This window comes from Streptomyces endophyticus (assembly GCF_035798155.1).
GTDB lineage: Bacteria > Actinomycetota > Actinomycetes > Streptomycetales > Streptomycetaceae > Streptomyces > Streptomyces endophyticus.
The window spans coordinates 217,478-239,328 of sequence record NZ_JAOZYC010000136.1 but is presented as its reverse complement, the minus strand read 5'-3'; the positions used below and the strand labels follow the sequence as shown (position 1 = coordinate 239,328).

Sequence of the window (21,851 nt, the reverse complement as noted above, 5' to 3'; positions counted from 1 at the left end):
CCGCCTGTCTCAGGTGGCAGAAGGCAACACGGGCCAACACCCGTCCGGTTCACTCGCTCGTCGCTCACCAGGAGCGACGGCCCCATGCGGAGGACATCAGAATGCGCACTCGGAAGATCTCGGTACTGACGTTGACCGCCGTGGCCCTCGGGCTGTCGCTGACGGCGTGCAACGGCAACGGCAACGGCAACGACGGAGCCGGCAGTGCGTCTTCCAGCTCGTCCTCCAGCTCCTCCTCCAGCGCGCCTTCCTCCGCGAGCAGTTCGGCGGAGGCCACTGTTACGCCGCAGCCCGACGCGACGGAGGGCCAGTCGTCGAGCGCGCCCGCCGCGTCCGACACGAAGTGCACGGACCAGATCAACTACGCGGGTGACCCGCGCTCCAATGCCGAGATCAACTCCATCGGCGCCGACACGGGCACCTGCCCCAAGCCCCAGAAGGCCGACAAGCCGTCGGGTACGCCGAAGGACCCCGACACGAAGTGCACCGACCAGATCAACTACGCGGGTGACTCGCGACCCAACGCGGAGATCAACTCCATCGGCGAGGACACGGGGTACTGCCCGCCGGTCAAGCAGAACTGAACGGTCACACCGGCCACCGATTCCGGCGGCGTGAATCCGCCGCCGTGACCCGCGTGGCGGATACGCGCCGTGGCGCCAACCCGCCACCAAAAAGCAAGTTCCCCACACCGCACGGTAGTTGACACTCTTCCCAGCTCTCGGAGCGCACCCCCGCACCCGATGGTTCCAGGAGAAGAGGCAACTATGGCAAGAGGTACCGCGCGACGCGGCGCGGCCCTGCTGTCGGCAGGGCTTGCGTTCGCGCTGCTGCCCGCCGGCGGGGCGCACGCCGCGCCCGACGGCGTGAGACCGAAGTCCACGAAGGCCGCCCGTGCCGCGCACACCGTGACGTTGGTGACCGGGGACAAGGTGACCGTGACGGACATCGGCGGCGGGCAGCGGACCGTCGACGTCAAGCGGCCCGCGGGCGCCAACGGCCTCGTCCGTACGCAGGTCACCGACGGCGGGATACGTGTCGTGCCGGACGAGGCGGCCCCCTACCTCGCCTCGGGGAAGCTCGACGCCCGGCTGTTCGACGTGAGCGGGCTCATCGAGCAGGGCCTCGCGGACACCAAGGCCGACGCCACCCCGCTCATCGTCACCTACGCAGGCAAGGGCAAGAGCGCGCAGGCCGCAGCCACCCCCAAGGCCGCCGACCGCACCCGCAAGCTCGGCAGCATCGGCGGCGCGGCCCTCGACGCCGACAAGGGACGCACCTTCTGGAACGACCTGACCACCAAGGGCGGTTACACCGACGGCATCGGCAAGGTGTGGCTCGACGGCCGCGTCGAGAGCGACATGGCGGAATCCAACGCCCAGATCGGCACCCCGAAGGCGTGGGAGGCCGGACTCACCGGCAAGGGCGTGAAGGTCGCCGTCCTGGACACCGGGTACGACACCACCCACCCCGACCTCGCCTCCCGCGTGAGCGAGTCGAAGTCCTTCTTCGAGGGGCAGGAGGTGGCCGACCGGGCAGGACACGGCACACACGTCACCTCGACGGTCGGCGGATCCGGCGCCGCGTCCGACGGCAAGGAGAAGGGTGTCGCGCCCGACGCCTCGCTCGCCGTCGGCAAGGTGCTCAGCAACGAGGGCTACGGCACCGAGTCCGAGATCATCGCCGGTATGGAGTGGGCGGCCAAGGACATCAAGGCCAAGGTCGTCTCCATGAGCCTCGGCTCCGACACCGGCAGCGACGGCACCGACCCGATGGCCCAGGCCGTCAACTCCCTTACCGCGGACACCGGCGCGCTGTTCGTCATCGCCGCGGGCAACGCCTACAACCCCGGCACCATCGGCTCGCCCGGCGCCGCCGACGCGGCGCTCACCATCGGCGCGGTCGACGCGGGCGACAAGCGGGCCGCGTTCTCCAGCCAGGGCCCGCGCCTCGGCGACGACGCCCTCAAGCCCGACCTGTCCGCCCCGGGCGTGGGCATCCTCGCGGCCCGCTCCTCGCTGGTGGACGGCTCCGGCAGCTACACCACCATGAGCGGTACGTCGATGGCGACACCGCACGTCGCCGGTGTCGCCGCCCTCCTCGCGCAGGCCCACCCCGACTGGACGGCCGCGCAGCTCAAGAACGCGCTGATGTCGTCGTCGAAGCAGCTGTCCGCCTCCGCGTACGCCATCGGCTCCGGCCGGGTCTCGGTGCCCGACGCGATCGCCGCGAAGGTCACCGCGACCGGCAGCGCCGACCTCGGCTCCTACCGCTGGCCCTACGACGGCAACAAGCCGGTCACCAGGACCCTCACGTACTCCAACTCCTCCGACACGGCAGTGGAGTTGGACCTCGCCGTGCAGGGAGGCGCCGACGGTGTCGCGACGCTCGCCGACTCCAAGGTGACCGTGCCCGCGCACGGCACCGCCTCCACCACCGTCACCGGCGACGGCTCCAAGGCCGCCGTGGGCACCAACAGCGGGCAGATCGTGGCCAGTTCGGGCGGTGAGGCCGTCGCGCACACCGCCTTCGGCCTGGTCAAGGAGGACGAGCGGTACACGCTCACCGTCCACGTGAAGGACCGGGACGGCAAACCGGCCGCGGCCAACCTCATGTACCAGCAGCTCGCCAAGGGCACACAGCCGCTGCCCGCGACGGCCGACGACTCCGGCACCGTCAAGCTGCGCCTGAAGCCGGGAACGTACTACCTGGACACGTTCCTGAACGTACGCGGAGCCCACGGCAAGGACTCCCTCGGCACGGCCTACCTGGCCGACCCCGAGGTGAAGGTCGACGGCGACCGCGAGATCACGCTCGACGGCACCAAGCTGCGCGAGGTCGCCACCCGTGTCCCGAAGGACACCGACCCGCACCAGACACTCGTGCAGTACGACCGCAAGGCGGGCGGCACCGACGTGTTCGGCATGGCGCTGCTGCCCATCAAGTACGACACGCTGTACGCCCTGCCCACCCGCCCGGTGACCGACGGCAGTTACGCGTACCGCACCACCTGGCGCCAGGCCCAGCCGCGCATCACCGTCGACGGTGTCGACGAGGTGTGGGAGCAGCCGGGTTCCACGCTCGTCGAGGGTGTCGGCAGGCTCGCGCTGGTGAACGCGGGCGCCGGTGCCCCCGTCGACTACACGGGCAAGGACGTGACCGGCAAGGGCGTCCTCGTGCACGTCGACGGCACCCGCACTCCGGCACAGATCGCGCAGGCCGCCCAGGACGCGGGCGCCAAGGCGCTGTTCCTCACGGACGACAACGCCGGCCGCCTGAACACGCTGTTCTACAACGACGACAACACCGACCGCCCGCTGCAGATCGCCAGTGTCACCAACGCCGACTTCGCGCGGCTGCTCGCCAAGCAGAAGCGCGGTGAGCGCATCCGGATGACGGGCGTCGACAACCCCACGTACTCCTACGACCTGTCGAAGGGCTACAAGGGCGCGATCCCGGACCGGAGCCTGCTGTTCGCGCCGGACTCCAAGGACCTCGCCACCGTCGACACCACCTTCTACGGTGCGAAGAAGGCCGAGGGCAGCGAGTTCCGCTACTCGGTCGACCCGTCCTTCGCGGTCGCGGGAGGGTTCCAGGAGCGGTACGACTTCCCGGGACACCGCACCGACTACGTCTCCGTCGAGCCGGACCAGAAGTGGCACGAGTCCGTCAACCTCGGTTCCCTGGAGGAGCGCAGCGGTCTGGTGGCCTACCGGCCGGGCAAGCGCACCGAGTTGAACTGGTTCAAGCCCGTCTGGCACCCCTACGGCGGCAGTGGTCTCGGCTGGGGCCAGCAGCGGCGCGGCGACCAGCTGCGGTTCAACATCCCCGGCTGGGGCGACTCGGGCCCGGACCACACCGGCTTCGGTGACCCGTACAGCCCGGAAGCCGGCATGAAGCAGTCCACCGAGGCCTTCGTGAACGGCGAGAGCGCGGGCCGACGCACGGGCAGTACGGCCCAGTTCGGTGTCACCGACGGCTCCGAGCAGCCGTTCAAGGTCGTCACCGACACGGAACTCGACCCGGCCGTGTGGGGCGTGCGCAGCACCTCGCACAGCGAGTGGACGTTCCGCTCGGGCACCACGCCGACCGACAGGTACACGTTCCTGCCGCTGATCAACCTCAACTACGACATCGACACGGACCTCGCCGGGAAGATCCCCGCGGGCAAGCGCCTGCCGGTCGGCCTGTCCGCCGAGTACGTCAAGGACGCGGCCGGCACCGGCACCATCGGCGGCGGCACCCTGAAGGTGTCGTACGACGACGGCAAGACGTGGAAGTCGGTGTCCCTCACCGGAACCGGTGCCTCCTGGAACGGCACGCTGAATGTGCCGAAGGACGCCACCTCGCTGTCGCTGCGGGCGACGGCGAAGGACGACAAGGGTGGCTCGGTGACCCAGGAGGTCGTGCGGGCGGCAGCCGTGAAGTAGGCATCCGAACACCACAGAAGGAGTCCACAGAAGGAGTGCAGGGGCTCGGCGCGGAGCGACTTCGCGCCGAGCCCCGATGCTCTGAAGGAGGGTGGGCCCTGGGCGCGGACGGCCGCCGCCCAGCGGGTTACTCTGGGGAAATGAGGTCCGGCGCGCCGTCAGAACCCGTGCGCTTCAGCACGATTGGGCTGCCCGAGGCTCAGCGGGTCGCACTGTGGGAGGACCACAATGCGGCCGCCCTGATCGGCCTGCGCTGCCGGTCGCTCGACGACGAGGCGCCCCTTGCGGCGACGGAGATCAACCTGCAGCTGCCGCGGCTGCATGTGGCGCGGGTGACCGGGAGCCCGCACGTCGTCGAGCGCACCCGTGCGGTGGTGCGGCGCACGCCGTCGGATGCGGTGGCCTGCTATCTGACGCTGGAGGGGGACGCGTTCTTCTACCACGACGACGGCGTACAGACCCTCCGGCCGGGGCAGTTGATCGTGTGCGACGCGGACCGGCCCTTCATGCGCGGCTTCTCCCAGGGACTTGAGGAAATCGCCGTCAAGGTGCCGCGTGCGGTGTGGCGGGAGGCCGTCGAGACCGAACCGCCGGGCCGCCCCCGGGTGTTCGACTTCGGCGGAGACCTGCGGGCCCGGACGCTGGCGCGGCTGAGCGGTCGCGCGGTGCACCCCGAGGCGTCCCGGCCGGTCGATGAGGACACGCTCCTGGATCTGCTCGGCAGCGTGGTGACGGGCCGGGCCGCCGAACTGACCGCCGTCCATCTGGCGGTGGCCAAGGCCTGCGTCGAGGAGCACCTCGGCGACAGCGGACTCACCGCCGCCCGCCTCGCCAAGGGAGTCGGCATCAGCGAACGGCATCTGTCGCGGGTGTTCGCGGCGGGCGGCACGAGCGTGCCGCGGTACCTGCTGGAGCGCCGGCTCGAACGCGCCCGGGTGCTGCTGTCCCGCGGCGGCGACACGACCGTCGCCGAAGTGGCCGCGCGCTGCGGCTTCGGCTCGGCCGCGCACTTCTCGCACCGCTTCAAGGAGCGCTACGGCCTGCGGGCCACCGACGTCCTGCGCGAGGCCCGGCAGGCGACAGCCGCCCGCCGGGAGGCCCGGGCGGGTGGCTGACGTCCTGTCCTCCGTAACGGAGTTCAGGTGCCGTCCGGCGCGAGCACGATGTCGAAGCGGACCCGGGACCAGGACCGCCCGCCGAGGTCCCGCCCGTCGGGCGTCGCCCCGTCTCCAGGTTGTCGGAGGAAGTCCTTGACCAGCGACTCCTTGACGCCGAACACCGCGTCCTTGTCCAGGAGTTCGTCGCCCTTCACGAAGATGTGCGTCACCAGGGTGCGCAGCCCTGGCGCGCCGACCATGAAGTGCAGATGCGAGGCCCGCATCGGCGAACGCCCGGTCGCTGCAAGGAGGTTGCCCACCGGCCCGTCGTGCGGGATGGGGTACGGGGTCGGGGTCAGACCCCAGAAGCTGTACGTGCCGTCGGCGTCGGTGAACAGGTGCGCGCGGGCCGCGATGCGGTCGTCGCCGTACTGGGTGTCGTAGAAGCCGTCCTCGTCCGCCTCCCACACCTCGATCCGTGCGCCGGGGACCGGCCGTCCGGTGGTGTCGGTGACGGTGCCCTCCACCCAGCAGGGTTCACCGTCCGCGCCGAAGGAGATGTCCTCGCCGGCCGCGATCTCCGGGCTGTTCTCGACGAAGAACGGGCCGAAGACCGTGGCCTCGGTGGCGTCCGCGTACGCCTGGTTGTTGACGGCGACGGTCTGCATGGAGGCGCCGAGCACGTCGGACAGGAGGATGAACTCCTGGCGCCTCTCGTCGGTGATGTGTCCGGCGCGGGTGAGGAATTCGATCCCCCGGCTCCATTCCTCCTCCGTCAGCCGCACGTCCCGGACGAAGGAGTGCAGGTGGCTCACCAGCGACCGCATGACCTCCTGGAGCCGTGGATCGGCGCAGTCGCGCAGCGAGTCGAGGACCTGCCGGGTGATGTCGGCCTCCCGCGCCTGCTGCTCGGCGGCGACGGCGACGGCGTCGGACTGGCTGGACTCGTGGTCACTCGTCATGGACGTACTCCCTCCCAGGCCGCACGCAGGAGCCCGGTGATCGCCGGGCGCGTGACGGCCCGTGGGTTGCCGGGTGGCGCGGCGGCGACGACCGCGTCGGCCGCCGCGTCGATGCCGTCCTCGGGCATGCCGAGCCCGCGCAGGGCGCGCGGCGCGTCCAACTCGTCGTACAGCAGGGCCAGTCCGGCGGTCGCGGTCGGCGCGCCGAGGGCCGATGCCAGGCGGCGCTCCGCCTCGGGCGCGTGCGGTGCGTTGAAGGCGAGGACGTGGGGGAGGACGACGGCATGGGTCTGGGCGTGCGGCAGGTCGAACATGCCGCCGAGGACATGGCAGATTTTGTGGTGGAGCCCCGAGCCGGAGGACGCGAAGGCGGCCGCCGACAGATACGCGCCGAACAGTGTCTGCTCCCGGCCCTCAAGCCCCTCCGGCTCCTTGACGATCGAGGGCAGTCCGGTGCGCAGGGCGCGGACGGCCTCCGCCGCGAGCGCCTGGTTGATCGGGTCGGTGCGGGGAGCCCACAGCGAGTCGACGCAGTGCGCGAGGGCGTTGAGCCCCGAGACCACGCTCAGGGCGACCGGCAGGTGCAGGGTCAGCGCCGCGTCGTAGACGACGGCGCGCGGCAGCACCCGCGGATCGGTGCCGGTGGTCTTGCGGCCGTCCTCGGTCAGGCCCCATACGGCGGTCGCCTCGGAGCCCGCGTAGGTGGTCGGCACCGCGACCACCGGGATCCCGGAGGTCAGGGCGACCGCCTTGGCGAGCCCGGTCGTCGAGCCGCCGCCGACGGCGACCACGACGTCGACGTCGTGCTCCGCCGCCGCGGCGCGGGCCCGCTCGGCCACCGGGACCGGCACGTGCATCACGACGTCGCCGTCCCGGTCGTGCCAGTGCGCGACGGGCAGTCCGGCAGCGATCTCGCGGGCGACGGTCCGCGCGGACCGGCCCGCGATCACCATCACCCTGCGGCCGCGGAGGGCCGCCACCTCGGCCGCCACGTGGGCGGCCGCCTCCCCGGACGCGAACCGCACGCGCTGCGGCAGTGTCTCGTGGTCGAAACGCATCGGCTCCTCAGCCCCTTCCCAGTACGGCGGTCAGCGCCTCGCGCAGCCGGCCCTCCGGATCGTCGGGCAGGCTGGTCGAGCGCCAGGCGATGTGCTTGTCCGGGCGGACGAGCAGCACCCCGCTCTCCTCGACCTCCCGCAGCTTCGCCCAGTCGTAGTAGAGGTCGTTGACCTCGCGGCCGGGCCCGATGACGACCGTGGCCAGCGGCACGCCGAGTTCCTGCCCGACCTTCTCGGCCGCGCCCTCCCACGCCTCGCCCGCGATCCCGGTGATCAGTGTCCAACGATCGTAGGGCGCCAGGTCCATCAGCGCCTTCTTCTGCCGGCTGTCGCCGACCCAGGCGTGCGGCAGATGGGAGCCGGGCACGGTGGACATCTCGTGGTAGAGCTCGGGGTCGCGCGCGGGGACGGGCCGCGTGCTGCCGTCGGAGTGGACGGCCGACGAGGCGTAGAACTGGCCGAGTTCGACGCCGTGCGCGTTGAACTCGTAGTTCTTGAGGTCCATCGCCTTCATCAGCGCGGCCCGCTTGGCGGCGCCCTCGGGGGTGTTGGCCTTGCGCTCCTCGATCGCGGCGGCCATCCCGGCCTCCGTCGTCGCGTCGAGCAGCCCGAGGGCCTTGAAGATGTCGACGAACTCCCGGCTCGACTTGTTCGCCCGCTTGACGATGCGTTCGGCGACCGGCGCCCGCTCGTCGGAGTACGTGTCGAGCAGGGCGGGGCCCGCCTGCCCCTTGAGGACGGCGGCCAGCTTCCATACGAGGTTGTAGGCGTCCTGCACCGAGGTGTTGGAGCCGAGTCCGTTGCTCGGCGGGTGCCGATGGACGGCGTCGCCCGCGCAGAACACCCGGCCGTTGTGCAGTCGGGTGGCGTACATCTCGTTGTTGCCCCACAGGCTGGTGCCGGTGATCTCGACGTCGAGGTCGGGCATGCCGAGCAGGTTGCGGACGATCTCGACCGCCGCCGCCTCGTCGACCTGCGGCGGCTCCTCGTTGATGTCGTAGCCCCACACGATCAGCCACTCGTTCCAGGGGCGGACCATCCGGACGAGGCCAGCGCCGATCCCGCCGACGTTCGAGCCCGGCTGGACGACCCAGTACAGGACGGACGGCCGGTGGGCGACGTAGCGGCCGATGTCGGCCTTGAACGTGATGTTCATCGAGCCGGCGATGTCCATCGCCCCCTCGAAGGGCAGACCGATGTCGTCGGCCACTTTGGAGCGGGCGCCGTCGGCGCCGATCAGGTACTTGGCGCGGATCGAGGAGGTCCGGCCGGTCAGCCGGTCGAGGACGGTGACGGTGACACCGTCGGCGTCCTGGGTGTGGGAGAGGTACTCGGTGGAGAACCGGGTCTGGGTGCCGCGCTGCGCGGCGTTCTTGACGAGGATGGGTTCCAGGTAGGTCTGGGGGATGTCGACGGTGAGGCAGGGCGACGCGAGCCGGTAGTCCGCCTCGCGGTCCGGGCGGGTGCCCCAGGTGTGGATCCGGCCGATCTCCTCACCGGAGATGCTGGTGCAGAACACGGTGTCGCCGACCAGCGCGTGCTCGGTGGCCTCGGCGAGCACCTGGTCCTCGATGCCGAGGTCGCGGAAGACCTCCATGGAGCGCTGGTTGGTGATGTGCGCACGCGGAGTGTTCGCGGTCCAGCGGTACTTGGTGATCATGACGTGGTCCACGCCGAGCGTGGCGAGCAGCAGCGCCGCGCTCGCGCCTGCCGGACCGGATCCCACGACCACGACATCCGTGGCCATGACCGGACCCGGAGGCGGTCCGGCCTCGGCGGTCCTGTCGTTCGACTCGGGCATCCTGGGGCACCTTTCATCCGGCCGGCGTTGTCGCCGTCGGCGCCACTATGCGGCCGATGACGGGCGGGGGCGGCGGCAGCCCGCGTTCTTGGCGGATACCGCAAGGGATGGCGGTTCCGCGAAAGCCGGGCACGTGGCGTGGAGCGCCGCCCCGACGCCGCCCCGACCCCGTTCCTGCACCGTGAGAATCCGCCATTGCCAAGATCGGTTCACCGGGCAAGCATTCCCCGCGCACCCGCCCGGTGACCTGAGAACTCCGCCTGCCGGCCGGGGCCCTGCCCATGGCCCGTCCGTCCGTCCGTCCGGAGGGAGCACGTCACGTGTCACGCCGCTGGATCCTCTATCTGCTCAGCGCGGTCCCGGTCGCCGGGTCGCTGATCGTCGTCAATACGGAGCAGCCCTACGTCCTGGGGCTGCCGATGGTGGTGTTCTGGGCCGCCCTGTGGGTGCTGCTCACCACCGTCGTCATGACGGTCGTCTACTTCCTCGACCCCGCGAACCGCGAACCCGACGAACCGGCCGACGAGCACGGCGAGTTCGCCGGAGACGCGGCCCCGAGCGCCACCGCCGACGGAGCCGCCCGATGAACGTCGCCCTCGCCATCCTCGGCAGCGCCTTCGTCCTCGTCCTCGTGCTCGGGCTGCTCGCCCGGCGCGGTCGCACCATGGACCTCGAACAGTGGTCCGTCGGCGGTCGCGGACTCGGCAGCCTGCTCGTCTTCCTCCTCGCCGCCGGCGAGAACTTCACCACGTACACCTTCCTCGGTGGCAGTGGCGGCGCCTACTCGATGGGCGGGCCGATGATCTACATGTTCTCGTCGATCTGCTACGTCGTCTTCTACTGGCTGGCCCCGCCGATCTGGGCGTACGCCCGCCGCCACAAGCTGCTGACCGCACCGGACCTGTACGCGCACAAGTACCGCTCGCGCGGGTTCGGTGTGCTGACCGCCGTCGTCGGGGTGGTGTCCCTCATTCCGTATCTGGTGCTGCAGCTCAAGGGGCTCGGCATCATCGTCCACGAGTGCTCGTACGGGCGGATCTCGCAGGGCGCGGCCGTGTGGATCGGTGTCGCCGTCATCGCCGTGTACGTCACCGTGTCCGGCCTGCGCGGCACCGCCTGGAACGCGATCATCAAGGACACGTTGATGCTCGTCCTCGTCGTGGGGCTCGGCCTTTATCTGCCGATCCACTACTACGGCGGGCTCGGTGACATGTTCCACGCGCTCTCCGCCGCACACCCGCACTTCCTGACGCTCCCCGACCACGGGTACAGCGTGTGGTGGTACATCTCCACCAGCCTGCTGTTCGCCCTCGGCATCTGTACGTGGCCCCACATGATGCCCGGCATCCTGGCCGCCCGCAGCGCCAAGGCACTGCGCCGCAACGCCGTGATCACACCCGCGTATCAGATCGTCCTCGTCATGGTGCTGGTCATCGGGTTCACCGCGGTGCTCAAGGTGCCGGGGCTGAAGGACGGGGACCTCGCGCTGCTCTCGCTCGCCAAGGACGCGCTGCCGCCGTGGCTGGTCGGGCTCGTCGGGGTCGCCGGGATGCTCGCCGCGCTCGTTCCGGGCGCGATGCTGCTCCAGTCCGCCGCGATGCTGGTCGCGAAGAACATCTACCAGACGGCCCGCCCCGCCACGAGCGAGCGAACCGTCGGGCGGCTCAGCCGCCTCCTGGTGCCGGTGCTCGCGCTGGTCGCCGCCGTGCTCACCTTCCGCGGCGGCGAGGCCATCGCGATGCTGCTGATCATGGCGTACGGGTTCGTGGTCCAGCTCTTCCCGGTGCTCGTCGCGTCGATGTGGCGGCGCAACCCCGTCACCACCGCCGGTGCCTGGGCCGGTGTGTGCACAGGTGTCGCCATCGTCAGCTGGACGACGCTCACCGACGCCACCAGCGCGAGCCTGCTGCCGTGGGCGCCGCGGCCGGTGCAGGACCTCGACGTGGGTGTCGTCGCCATGGTCGCCAACATTCTCGTACTCGCCGTCGTCAGCGCCGCCACCCGGCACCGCGCCGGACACCCGGAGGACGACGCCCGCCCGGCCACCACTGCCACCGTCCCGGAAGGAGCCGCCCTGTGACCACCACAGCCACCACAGCTACCACGGTTATCGAACCCCTCGTCCTCGGCGACCGGCCGCTCACCCTCGACGATCTCGTCGCCGTCGCCCGCCACCACCGCCCCGTCGCACTCGGCGCGGCGGCCGAGAAGGCCATGGCCCCGAGCGCCGCCTGGATCGCCCGGCTCACCGACGACATGGCCGAGGGCGAGGCCGCCCGCCCCGTCTACAGCGTCAACACCGGATTCGGCTCGCTCGCCGGACGGCAGGCCTTCGAGGCCCCCGAGGACGCCGTCGAACTGTCCCGCCGGCTCATCGTCTCCAACGCCTGCGGCGTCGGCCGGCACTGCGCCGAGGACGTCGTCCGCGCCACCATGCTCATCCGCGCCTCCAGCCTGGCGCGCGGCTACTCAGGCGTTCGCCCGGACGTCGTGCACACCCTGCTCGCCATGCTCAACTCCGGTGTCCACCCGGCGATCCCCGAGTACGGCTCCCTCGGCGCCAGCGGCGACCTCATCCCGCTCGCCCACCTCGCCCTCGCCCTCAGCCGCCCCGCCACTGGCACTGACCCGGACGAGGACAGCGGACTCGCCCACCACGACGGCGAGTTGGTGAGCGGTTGCGCCGCCATGGCCGCCGCGGGCATCGACCGGCTCGCCCTCGGCGCCAAGGAAGGCCTCGCCCTCACCAACGGCACCTCGTACTCCACCGCCATGTGCGCCCTCGCCCTCGCCGACGCGGAGAACCTCCTCGCCACCGCCGAGGTGACCGCCGCGATGAGCATCGAGGCACTGCTCGGCTTCGGCGACGCCTTCCTGCCGCAACTGCACGAGGCCCGCGGCCACCCCGGGCAGATCGCCACGGCGGCCCGGCTGCGCGAACTCCTCGACGGCAGCGCCTTCGTCGACGGCGCCGCCGACACCGATCCCGTACGCCAGCCACCCCAGGACGCGTACTCGCTGCGGTGTGTGCCCCAGGTGCTCGGACCGGTCCGCGACACCCTGGGCTTCGTCCACGGCATCGTCGAGACGGAACTCAATGCCGCCACCGACAACCCGCTCGTCGTGCCCGGCCTGCCGCGCGACCTCAAGGCCGTCTCCGGCGGCAACTTCCATGCCCAGTACCTGGCGTTCGCCTCGGACTTCCTGTCCATCGCGGTCACCGAGATCGGGTCGATCGCCGAGCGCCGCCTGTTCCGGCTCAACGACGGCACACTCAACCGCGGGCTGCCCGACATGCTCGTCGACGGCGAGAAGGTCGGCATGGACTGCGGCTACATGCTGCCGCAGTACCTGGCCGCCGCCCTGGTCTCGGACTGCAAGACCCTCGCGCACCCCGACAGCGTCGACTCCATCCCCACCTGCTCCAACCAGGAGGACCATGTCTCGATGGCGTCCAACGCGGGCCGCCACGCCCGCCAGGTCGTCGCCAACATCGAGGCGGTCGTCGCCACTGAGCTGCTGATGGCCGGGCAAGCGCTGGAGCTGCGCCTCGCCGAGCAGGGGCGGGAGGCGGAGGCCCTCGCCCCGGCCACCCGCGGCGCGCTCGACCGGCTCCGCGCCACGCCGGCCACCGACGGTCGGCCGATCGACCATCTGACCCGTGACGTCGTGATGTACCCGAGGGTGCACGCGGCGCTCGCCCTCGTCCGGTCCGGGGCGGTCGTGGAAGCGGCGGACGGGGCGCGGCAAGTGGTGTGATGCGCAAGGGAGTTTGTCATGCGCAAGGGAGTTGCAGGGCAGTTGCAGGGCTGCGCGACGAACCCGGGCAACTCCCGTCCCGCACTCACACGTCGAGCACCAGGCGGTCGCCCCGGCAGCGCGACACGCAGATCATCATGACGTCGCCCGCGGCCCGCTCCTCCTCGCTCAGGAGCTGGTCGCGGTGGTCGGGGGTGCCGCCGAGCACCGGTGTCTCGCACGTTCCGCACACCCCCTCCCGGCACGAGGTGAGCGTACGCACCCCGGCCTGTGTCAGGGCGTCGACGATGGACTGACCGGCGCCCACCTCGACCTCCTGCCCGTCGGCGGTCTCCACCGTGAACGGCCGCTCGTCGCCCTGCTGTTGGGCCTCCGGGTCGGCGGCGAAGCGTTCGAGTGTCAGGCGCGACCGCGGGTGTGCGGCGGCGTACTCCTGGACCGCCGCGAGCAGCCCGGCGGGGCCGCACGCGTACACATGGGATCGCGCCGCGCCCATGCGGTCGAGCTCTGCGGCGAGGTCCGCGACCCCCTCGCTGTCATCGCGGTGCAGGCGAACCCGGTCGCCGTACCGGGCGAGTTCCCCGGTGAACGCCATGCTCTCCGCGCCGCGCCCGAGGTACAGCAATTGCCAGTCCGCGCCCGCCTCTTCGGCCGCTGCGAGCATCGGCAGGATCGGCGTGATGCCGATGCCGCCGGCGACGAACACCGGCCGTGATGTCTCCAGATCCAGCGCGAAGTTGTTCCGGGGCGCGCTCACCAGCAGGGTGTCCCCCGCCTCGACCCGGTCGTGCAGATACGCCGAGCCGCCCCGGCCCTCGGGCTCGCGCAGCACGGCGATGCGCCAGCCGGCCCGCTCGTCGCACCCGGACGACAGCGAGTACTGCCGCACCAGGTCCCGGGACAGGACGACATCGATATGGGCTCCGGGCGTCCACGCCGGAAGCGACCCGCCTTCACGCGCGGTCAGCACCAGGGAGCGCACCCCCACGGCCTCGGAGCGCGTCTCCTTCACGGTCACGGTCAGGTGGTCCTGCGCAGGCATGCTTCCTCCATGTCGTCCTCCAACTCGCCTCAGCCGCATCGTCAAAAACCCGGCCGCACGCGGCAACAGCGGTTCTCAGCAGGTGATAACGCCCGTGTCCCGGCCACGGCCCGCCGGTCTACGGTGCGTGCCACCACCGAGTCGCATCAGGAGGCCAGATGTCCGCCCCGGCCGACACCCCCGTCGCACACCTCGCCGACGACCCCTACGACGACGCCCACCTCACCGACCCGTACCCGCTCTTCACACGGATGCGTGACGCGGGGCCCGCGGTGTGGCTGGAGCGCTACGGGGTGCACGCCTTCACGCGGTACGAGCAGTGCCGGGAGATCCTCACCGACCACGGGACGTTCCTCTCGGGCGCCGGGGTCGGGCCGCGCAACTACCACCAGGAACCCCCGTGGAAGGCGCCCGGCATCCTGGACTCCGACCCGCCCATGCACACGCCGCTGCGCAGTGCCATGTCCGGTGTCATCTCCCCGCGCAACGTGCGCGCACTGCGCCCCGCGTTCCGTGCCTACGCCGAGCGGCTCGTCGACGAACTCCTCGACAAGCGCGAGTTCGACGCGGTGACCGAGATGGCGGAGCTGTTCCCCATCGAGGTCTTCGGCAACGCCGTCGGCATCCCCCGCGAGGGCCGCGCCGAGAACCTGCTCCCGCACGGAGCCATGAACTTCTCCGCCTTCGGCCCCGAAGACGCCCGCTACGCCGCGTACTTCGCCGCCGGCGAGCACACCGTCGACTGGGTCATGGAGAACTGCGCCCGCGAGAACCTGACGCCCGACGGGCTCGGCGCGAAGATCTGGGAGTACGCCGAGCAAGGTGTCATCACCGGCGACGAGGCCACCCGCCTGGTACGCGCCCTGCTGTCGGCGGGCCTTGACACCACGGTGCTCACCCTCGGCAACACCATGAGGTGCCTGTCCGCCAACCCCGACCAGTGGGCACTGCTGCACGCCGACCCGAAGCTGACCCGGTTCGCGGTGGACGAGGCGCTGCGCCACGAGTCACCGTTCCAGTCCTTCTTCCGTACGACCGCGCGCGAGGTCGACTTCCACGGTGTCCGCATCCCCGAGGACACCAAGGTCGCCCTGTTCACCGGGGCCGCCAACCGCGACCCGCGCCGCTTCGGCGACGACGCGCACACCTACCGGATCGAGCGGGACGCCTCCGGGCACCTGGCATTCGGCTTCGGCATCCACCAGTGCGTGGGCCAGCCCATCTCGCGCCTGGAAGCGGAGGTCCTGATCGGCGAACTGGCCCGCCGGGTACGGACGGTGGAACCCGCCGGTGACCCGGTGCCGTTCCTGCACAACACGCTGCGCGGCTGGAAGCAGCTGCCGGTGCGGATCACTCCGGCGTGAGGGCGCCCGCCCCGTGCTCCAGGATCTGCGCGAGGCGCGCGCCCGCCGCTCTGAGCTGGGCGCGGGCCTGACGCCGCCAGGTCGGCCCGCACCGCGGTTCGGGCCCCGCCACGGTCAGCGCGCACACCACCTCGCCCATCGCGGTCACCGGCACCGCGACGGCGACGGCTCCCTCGTTCAGCTCGCCCTGCGAGATCAGGAACCCGCTCGTCCGGATGGTCTCCATCTCCCGTGCCAGACGGGCCCGGTCGGGCGTACGGTCCGTGATCGTACGCATCGGCCGGCCCAGCACCCGGCCGATCACCGGTGGCGGCGCGTGAGCCAGCAGGATCCGCTGCCCCGCCCCCGCGTACAGCGGCAGCAACTGATTGATCCGGAACGCCATCCGGATCGCGTGCGGCGACTGGGTCTGGCGCAGACACATCGCCTGCGACCCGACCCGCACGGTCAGCACGGCCGTCTCCCCGGTCGCGTCCGTCAGCTCCTGCAACAGCGGGTGCCCGAGCTCCACGAGCCTGGTGTGCGTCAGATGCTGCCCCGACAGCTCCAGCAGCCGCCAGCCGGGCGCGTACGTACCCGAACGCTCCTCCACCAGGTCCAACTCCCGCAGCGTGCGCAGGTACCGGTACACCGTGCTCACCGGGATCCCCGCGTCCGCCGCGATCTGCTCGACGCGGGTCTCCCCGGACTCGGCGACGCTGATCAGCACGCTCAGCCCACGCTGGAACGACACACCCGCGCCGGACACCGCGGGGCGCGCGGCGTCCGGCGGCGGCTCGTCGGAGTCGTGCGGGTGCGGGTGCGGGACGGCGCTGGACAATGTCTTCTCTTCTCGGACCGGTCTGCTGATCGGTGGGTCCGGTCGGCGGCGCGGCCAGAGTAGAACAGCGGACGCGGTTGTACGAGACCCGTCCGGAGCGAGAGACGGCGCGTGGCAGAGCCAACGGGTGCGACGCGGCCGTGCTGTCACGGCTCCAGGATCGGGTCCTTGACTCGGCGCGCTGCCGACCTTCGAGCACGCCGCGGTGGTCGGCGCCGTCGGTGGACGGAGAGGTGGAGCGGTTCGCCGAGACCATCGGCCACGTACGGGAGATCGCCTTCGACCGCATCCACGATGTACGGCACGACCTACCGCACCCTCGGCACACTGATCGACAGCGACCGCTTCAAGCGCGTCTTCAAGACCGACGACGGCGACCTGCTGACCGTGCACGGCCACCGCGTCCTGCACGGCCGGCTGCCCTTCGACCCCGAAAGCGGCGCCCGGCACCTCCAGGATGTGTACATGGAGTGGGACGATCTGATGGCCCACCGGCGCGTGCTGCGCGGCGAACACCTGCCCCTGCCCGCCACCGCCCCCGAGCTGGAGGCCACTTCATGACACCGACGGAGACAGTCCGCTTCACCCGCATGTCCGACGGCACGGCGGAGGAGTACGCCTTCCTCGGCCGCATCGAATCCGCCGAGCTGGAACGCTTCCCCGACCGCGTACTGGACTGGCTGCGTCAGATGGACGTGCCCAGTGGCTACCAGGTGACCCGGCTCGGCCACTGCCTCCAGGCCGCCACCCGCGCACACCGCGCGGGCGAGGACGAGGAGACCGTGGTGTGCGTGCTGCTGCACGACATCGGCGACATCCTCGCCCCCGCCAACCACTCCGAGGTCGCGGCCGCCCTGCTGCGCCCGTACGTCTCCGAACGCAACTACTGGATCGTCAAACACCACGGCGTCTTCCAGGGCGCCTACTACTTCCACCACATCGGCCAGGACCCCGCCGAACGCGAACAGTTCCGCGACCACCCCCTGTACCAGGCCACCGTGGACTTCTGCGCCCACTACGACCAGAACTCCTTCGACCCGAACTACCCCAGCGAACCACTGGAGTTCTTCGCCCCGATGGTCCGCCGCATCCTGTCCCCGACACGACTTCCCGAGCCGGGGGCGCGGCCGGTGGGGGAGGGGTAGCGGAGCACGGCAACCGGTCGAGTGACCGCCGCGCCCTGCCCCCTCAGACCAGCGCCTCGTACGACCACGGACGCGCCGACTCCACCGCCTTGCCGATGCGGAAGACCGTCGGGTCGTCGTAGGTGTGGCCGACGATCTGGATGCCGGTCGGGACGCCCCAGCTCGACATGCCCGAGGGGACGTTGAGGACGGGGCAGCGGTTGTTGATGTTGAAGGGGTTGGTCATGGCGCACCAGAGGGACTCGACGGTCTCCTCGCCGTCCACGACGACCTTCTCGTCCGCGAGGTCGTCGCCCGCGTGCCAGCCGGGGATCGCCGTCGTCGGGCACAGCAGGGCGTCGAACGGGGCCATGGCGGCGGCGAGTTGCTGCTGCAGGCGGTGCTCGGCGTCCAGGCTGTCGAGGTAGCTGACGCGTTCGCGGGCGCGTGCCATCGCGGCGACGAAATTGCGGGCGTACGGCGTCAGGTCGTCGGCCCGGGTCCGGGCGATCTCCGTGACCTGGGCGCCGAAGATCGTGGAGAAGTGGCCGGCGACCGAGGTCAGCAGGTCGGCACGGGTCCACGGGAGTTCGATCTCCTCGACGTGGGCGCCGGCCTCGGTGAGGGCCGCCGCGGTGGCCCGCAGGTTCGCCTCCACCTCGGGGTGCACGTCGTACTCGCCGAGGCGTACGCACAGCGCGATCCGCATCCCCGCCACGTCGTCGTACACCGCCGGCAGCGTCAACTTGGGGCGGATGGTGGCATGGTCGCGCGGGTCCGGGCCGCACAGCACGTTCTGGAAGGCGATGACGTCGTCGACGGTGCGCGCCATCGGGCCGTCGCCGCGATAGTGGTCGGCCGCCATCGGGCCGTACCCCGGATTGCGGCCGAACGGCGCCTTGAAGCCGACGGTGCCGGTGAACGCCGCCGGGATGCGGGTCGAGCCGCCGATGTCGGACGCGGACGCGAGCAGGGACGTACCCGCCGCGAGGGACGCACCCGAGCCGCCGGACGAACCGCCCGGCGTGAACTCGGTGTTCCACGGATTGCGGGTGACACCCCACAGGCGGGTGTGCGTGAACGTCGCGATGGAGAACTCGGGGGTCGCGGTCCGGGCGTGGATGATGCCGCCCGCGCCGAGGATCCGGTCGACGAACGGGTGGTTCTCGGTGGCGAGTTCGTCCTTGCGGGTCAGCGAGCCCTGAGTGAGGGAACGCCCGCGGATCCCGTGCTTCTCCTTGGCGGCCACCGGGATGCCCTCCAGCGGGCGCGGTTCGCGGCCGTTCCTGCCGAGGTACGTCTCCTCGGCCTGCCGCGCCTGCTCCAGGGCCTCGTCGAAGAGGTGCTCCGTGAAGGCGTTGATCTTCGGCTCGACCAGCTCGGTGCGGGCGATGACGGCGCGCATCAGCTCGACGGGGGACAGCTCCCGGGAGGCGAACAGGCGGCGGGCCTCGGTGGCGCTGAGGTAGGTGAGTTCGGTGGAAGTCATGCGGGTCACCTTCGGCGATGTGCCGCGGACGGGCGCGGGATTGCACGGATCCGCCAGATCTCCGGGGTGGCTGAGCCGAATTCGCCTACGTGACGCACGAGCCTACGTCGCGGACACCGGCTGCCACACATCCATCGGCACGCAGCCCACGCTCCGCCCCTCCCCGTCGAGCAGCCGCCCCATCCGCTTGATCCAGCGGAGCGTCACCGCCCGGTTCAGCACCCGCAGCGCCGGGAACTTCGCCCCCACCCGCGCCTCGTAGCGCGACAGGTCGTCCATGCCGTGCATCCACACCACGCCCACCAGATTGGCCTCCGAGGCCACGGACGCCGACAGCCGGGTGTCGCGCAGCTGTGTCAACTCCTCGGCCGCCGCCTCCAGTTCGGTCGGCGGCGCCGCCATCCACAGCGTCGCCGTGGTGCGCCACCCCGCGTGCAGGTGGGCCGCCTCGCAGCGCAGCACCGCCTTGCCGCCCCCGAGCACCCCGGCGAGCAGCCGCCGCACCGTCGACTCGGGCCGCCCGAGCAGTGCGGCGAGCGTCGCGACGGGGCGGCGGCCGTCCTCGGCGAGGGCCAGCATCAGGGCGCGTTCGTCGGGGGTGACGATGCGGTCGGCGCTGCCGGTGGTGTCGTGTTCGAGGCCCCGCTGCTGCTCCCGGCTGAGCGCGTCCAGGCGCCACTGGCTGCCCTCCTGGTGGAGCCGCTGCACCAGATGCGTGCGGGTGCCGGTGATGTCCGGGTCGCGCGCCAGCGACAGGACGTACTCGCTCATCATGCGGGTCGAGGCGGCGGCGACGGTCAGCAGCAGATCGCACGAACCCGCCACGAGTTCCACGCTCACCGCGTGCGGGTGCCCGGCCAGCCGGGCGGCGAGGCGTTCGCGGGCCTGCGGGGCGCAGTTCACCTCGACGAAGGCGAGCGAGCCGAACACCACCTGGCCGGCCGCCGAGTAGCAGGTCACCCAGGCGGCACCGCTGTCCCGCAGCCGTGACCAGCGGCGCGACAGGGTGGCGGCGTCGACGCCGAGCGGTCCCGCGAGCTGGGACCAAGGGGCGCGGGGTGCCAGTTGCAGGGCGTTGACGAGCGCCAGGTCGAGTTCATCGAGTGTTGTCGCGCCCTGGGTGGCACCGAGGGGCCTGTCGGCCTCCGGGCCGGGGTGTGCTGCGGTTTCGTGCATGAGATCCGCCTCCGGCTGCGGATTCTTGCAATTTCCCGGTGGGGCCGGAAGGGGGCGGTTCTGTAGCCCGCGTCACACTGCGTTCCGGCCAGACACCACTTGCCCTCGCCAGTCACCCTCAGCCAGCCAGTCCCTGGGAGTTCGACATGCACCGTACGCGGTTTCTGAGCGGCGCCATCGCGGTCGCCGCCACATCCCTGCTCGCCTCCGCGTGTACCACCAGCGGCTCGGACTCGTCCGGCTCGACGGGTGCGGGCGGTGCCGCGTCCGGCGGCACGGTCAAGGTCGGGGTCACCTCCGACGTGACGTCGTTCGACCCGGCGCGGGGGACGGCGGCCAGCGACTACATGGTCACGGGCCTCCTCTACCAGCCGCTGATCGGCCAGGACGACGGCGGAAAGTTCGTGCCCGGTCTCGCCGCCAAGTGGGAGCAGACCCCGACCAGCACCACCTTCACGCTGAAGGACGGCCTGACCTGCTCGGACGGCAAGGACCTCACGCCGGCCCAGGTCGCCGCCTCCCTGGAGCGCTACCGGGCCACGTCCGCGTCCGCCACCCTCACCTTCGGCGCCGCGAACACCGGCAAGAAGACGACGATCACCGGCGACGACAAGGCCGGCACCGTCACCATCAAGACCGCGACCCCGTGGGGCGAGGTCCTCAACGGCCTGTCCGGCACCGCCGCGGGCATCGTGTGCGAGCCCGGCATCAAGGCGGGCGACAAGAAGCTCGCCACCGGGGCGGTCAAGGGCGCGGCCACGGGTGCGTACGAGATGGTGAAGGCGGCGCGCGGCTCCTCGTACGAGCTGAAGCTGCGCAAGGGCTACGACGCGTTCGCGCAGTACGGCTCCCTGTCCACCACCGGCAGGCCCGCCGACGTGCTGAAGCTCCAGGTCGTCAAGAACGAGTCGACCATCGCCAACCAACTCTCCACCGGCGCCCTCGACTTCGCCTCCTTCACAGGACCGGACGCGGCGCGCTTCGCGAAGAACGACAAGTACGCGCTCACGCAGGCGCCGTTCATCCGCAACTTCATCGCCTTCAACCAGCGGTCCGGCCACCCGGGCGCCGACGCGAAGGTCCGCAAGGCGGTGGCGCAGGCGGTGGACGCGAAGGCGTTCAACAAGGTCTTCGGCGGCGCGGGCCAGGAGATGACCTCCTACGTCGACGCCAAGTCGGCCTGCGTGTCGACGGATGCCTCGCTGCTGACGAAGACCGACAAGGCGGCGGCCGCCAAGACCCTCAAGGGTGTGAAGATCAAGCTCGAAGGGTCGAACGCGGTCGCCCAGGGCGCCGGAAACACCTATGTGCAGGAGGCGTTGCGGGCGGCGGGCGCCGACGTGAAGCTGTCCAACGCCGACAACGCGACCTGGGGCACGGACATCCTCGGCAACCAGGGCGACTGGGACGTCACCGTCTTCCCGCTGATCTCCGGTTCGCTGGCGCGCGGCGGCACCTATTTCGTCGGTGACTCCCCGGCCAAGGGCCTCAACTTCGGCGGCGCGGACAACAAGAAGTTCCTCGCCTCGTACGTCGCCGCCACCACGGCCACCGACCAGAACACCAAGTGCTCGGCGTGGCAGAAGGCCCAGGAGGCGATCCTGAAGGCGAACGACGTGGTGCCGCTGGCGACGGTGAACCTCAACTACGTGGCGCGCAAGGGGATCGCGGTGACCGCCCCGGCGGGCGCCCTGTCGCTCTCCTCGCTCCGGGTGACGGGCTGATCCGC

At 71.2% G+C, this 21,851-nt stretch carries 17 protein-coding genes; 10 read left to right on the top strand and 7 right to left on the bottom strand.

Annotation, left to right across the window (positions count from 1 at the left end; all coding sequences use genetic code 11):
• The first annotated feature begins 101 nt into the window (after positions 1–101).
• The 3 genes from OKJ99_RS25175 to OKJ99_RS25165 all read left to right on the top strand — a co-directional run bounded on the left by OKJ99_RS25175 (position 102) and on the right by OKJ99_RS25165 (position 5,545).
• Positions 102–584 carry a hypothetical protein gene (locus OKJ99_RS25175; protein WP_326019744.1) on the top strand — a complete coding sequence of 161 codons (483 nt, stop codon included), beginning with the start codon at positions 102–104 and terminating at the stop codon, positions 582–584.
• Positions 585–767: 183 nt separating this feature from the next.
• Entirely contained in the window at positions 768–4,430 is a 3,663-nt protein-coding gene (locus OKJ99_RS25170) for a S8 family serine peptidase (protein WP_326019742.1), read from the top strand.
• A 167-nt stretch (positions 4,431–4,597) separates the two neighbouring features.
• Positions 4,598–5,545 (top strand): AraC family transcriptional regulator, encoded by a 948-nt coding sequence (locus OKJ99_RS25165; RefSeq protein WP_326019740.1) that lies wholly within the window; start codon positions 4,598–4,600, stop codon positions 5,543–5,545.
• 23 nt (positions 5,546–5,568) lie between these two features.
• Here OKJ99_RS25165 and OKJ99_RS25160 read toward each other — a convergent pair whose 3' ends face one another.
• The 3 genes from OKJ99_RS25160 to OKJ99_RS25150 are packed head-to-tail and all read right to left on the bottom strand — an operon-like array spanning position 5,569 to position 9,348.
• On the bottom strand, positions 5,569–6,489 hold the full coding sequence (locus OKJ99_RS25160; protein WP_326019738.1) for a dioxygenase family protein: 921 nt from the start codon (positions 6,487–6,489) through the stop codon (positions 5,569–5,571).
• Positions 6,486–7,547: a maleylacetate reductase gene (locus OKJ99_RS25155; RefSeq protein ID WP_326019736.1), complete on the bottom strand. Its 1,062-nt coding sequence runs from the start codon at positions 7,545–7,547 to the stop codon at positions 6,486–6,488. Before OKJ99_RS25155 ends, OKJ99_RS25160 begins: the two co-directional genes overlap by 4 nt.
• 7 nt (positions 7,548–7,554) lie before the next feature.
• Positions 7,555–9,348 carry an FAD-dependent oxidoreductase gene (locus OKJ99_RS25150; protein ID WP_326019734.1) on the bottom strand — a complete coding sequence of 598 codons (1,794 nt, stop codon included), beginning with the start codon at positions 9,346–9,348 and terminating at the stop codon, positions 7,555–7,557.
• A gap of 320 nt (positions 9,349–9,668) precedes the next feature.
• Between OKJ99_RS25150 and OKJ99_RS25145 the strand changes: the two genes are divergently transcribed.
• From OKJ99_RS25145 to OKJ99_RS25135, 3 genes are read left to right on the top strand one after another with little or no spacing between them, the layout of a single operon-like run.
• Entirely contained in the window at positions 9,669–9,935 is a 267-nt protein-coding gene (locus OKJ99_RS25145; protein ID WP_326019732.1) for a DUF3311 domain-containing protein, read from the top strand.
• Positions 9,932–11,428, top strand: coding sequence for a sodium:solute symporter family protein (locus OKJ99_RS25140; RefSeq protein WP_326019730.1), 1,497 nt, complete (start codon positions 9,932–9,934; stop codon positions 11,426–11,428). The genes OKJ99_RS25145 and OKJ99_RS25140 overlap by 4 nt, the downstream gene beginning before the upstream one ends.
• A complete protein-coding gene (locus OKJ99_RS25135; RefSeq protein WP_326019728.1) occupies positions 11,425–13,107 on the top strand; it encodes an HAL/PAL/TAL family ammonia-lyase in 1,683 nt (560 codons plus the stop codon). Before OKJ99_RS25140 ends, OKJ99_RS25135 begins: the two co-directional genes overlap by 4 nt.
• Before the next feature lie 85 nt (positions 13,108–13,192).
• On the opposite strand, the gene OKJ99_RS25130 is transcribed toward OKJ99_RS25135, so the two are convergent.
• Positions 13,193–14,149, bottom strand: a complete 957-nt coding sequence (locus OKJ99_RS25130) for a PDR/VanB family oxidoreductase (RefSeq protein ID WP_326019726.1) — start codon at positions 14,147–14,149, stop codon at positions 13,193–13,195.
• 158 nt (positions 14,150–14,307) lie between these two features.
• Here OKJ99_RS25130 and OKJ99_RS25125 point away from each other — a divergent pair, with 158 nt between their 5' ends.
• A complete protein-coding gene (locus OKJ99_RS25125; protein WP_326019724.1) occupies positions 14,308–15,513 on the top strand; it encodes a cytochrome P450 in 1,206 nt (401 codons plus the stop codon).
• On the opposite strand, the gene OKJ99_RS25120 is transcribed toward OKJ99_RS25125, so the two are convergent.
• Entirely contained in the window at positions 15,500–16,333 is an 834-nt protein-coding gene (locus OKJ99_RS25120; RefSeq protein ID WP_326019722.1) for an IclR family transcriptional regulator, read from the bottom strand. The genes OKJ99_RS25125 and OKJ99_RS25120 overlap by 14 nt on opposite strands.
• Before the next feature lie 294 nt (positions 16,334–16,627).
• Here OKJ99_RS25120 and OKJ99_RS25115 point away from each other — a divergent pair, with 294 nt between their 5' ends.
• Positions 16,628–16,894, top strand: a complete 267-nt coding sequence (locus OKJ99_RS25115) for a TauD/TfdA family dioxygenase (RefSeq protein WP_326019720.1) — start codon at positions 16,628–16,630, stop codon at positions 16,892–16,894.
• Positions 16,891–17,478, top strand: coding sequence for an HD domain-containing protein (locus tag OKJ99_RS25110; RefSeq protein WP_326019718.1), 588 nt, complete (start codon positions 16,891–16,893; stop codon positions 17,476–17,478). The genes OKJ99_RS25115 and OKJ99_RS25110 overlap by 4 nt, the downstream gene beginning before the upstream one ends.
• Before the next feature lie 43 nt (positions 17,479–17,521).
• On the opposite strand, the gene OKJ99_RS25105 is transcribed toward OKJ99_RS25110, so the two are convergent.
• Complete coding sequence (locus tag OKJ99_RS25105) at positions 17,522–18,946, bottom strand: amidase (RefSeq protein WP_326019716.1); 1,425 nt, start codon at positions 18,944–18,946, stop codon at positions 17,522–17,524.
• Positions 18,947–19,048: 102 nt separating this feature from the next.
• The gene (locus OKJ99_RS25100) at positions 19,049–20,122 is read right to left on the bottom strand and encodes an Lrp/AsnC family transcriptional regulator (RefSeq protein WP_326019715.1); all 1,074 of its coding nucleotides are present in this window, start codon (positions 20,120–20,122) and stop codon (positions 19,049–19,051) included.
• Between the two features lie 146 nt (positions 20,123–20,268).
• Here OKJ99_RS25100 and OKJ99_RS25095 point away from each other — a divergent pair, with 146 nt between their 5' ends.
• Positions 20,269–21,846 (top strand): ABC transporter substrate-binding protein, encoded by a 1,578-nt coding sequence (locus tag OKJ99_RS25095; RefSeq protein WP_326019713.1) that lies wholly within the window; start codon positions 20,269–20,271, stop codon positions 21,844–21,846.
• The last annotated feature ends 5 nt before the right edge of the window (positions 21,847–21,851 follow it).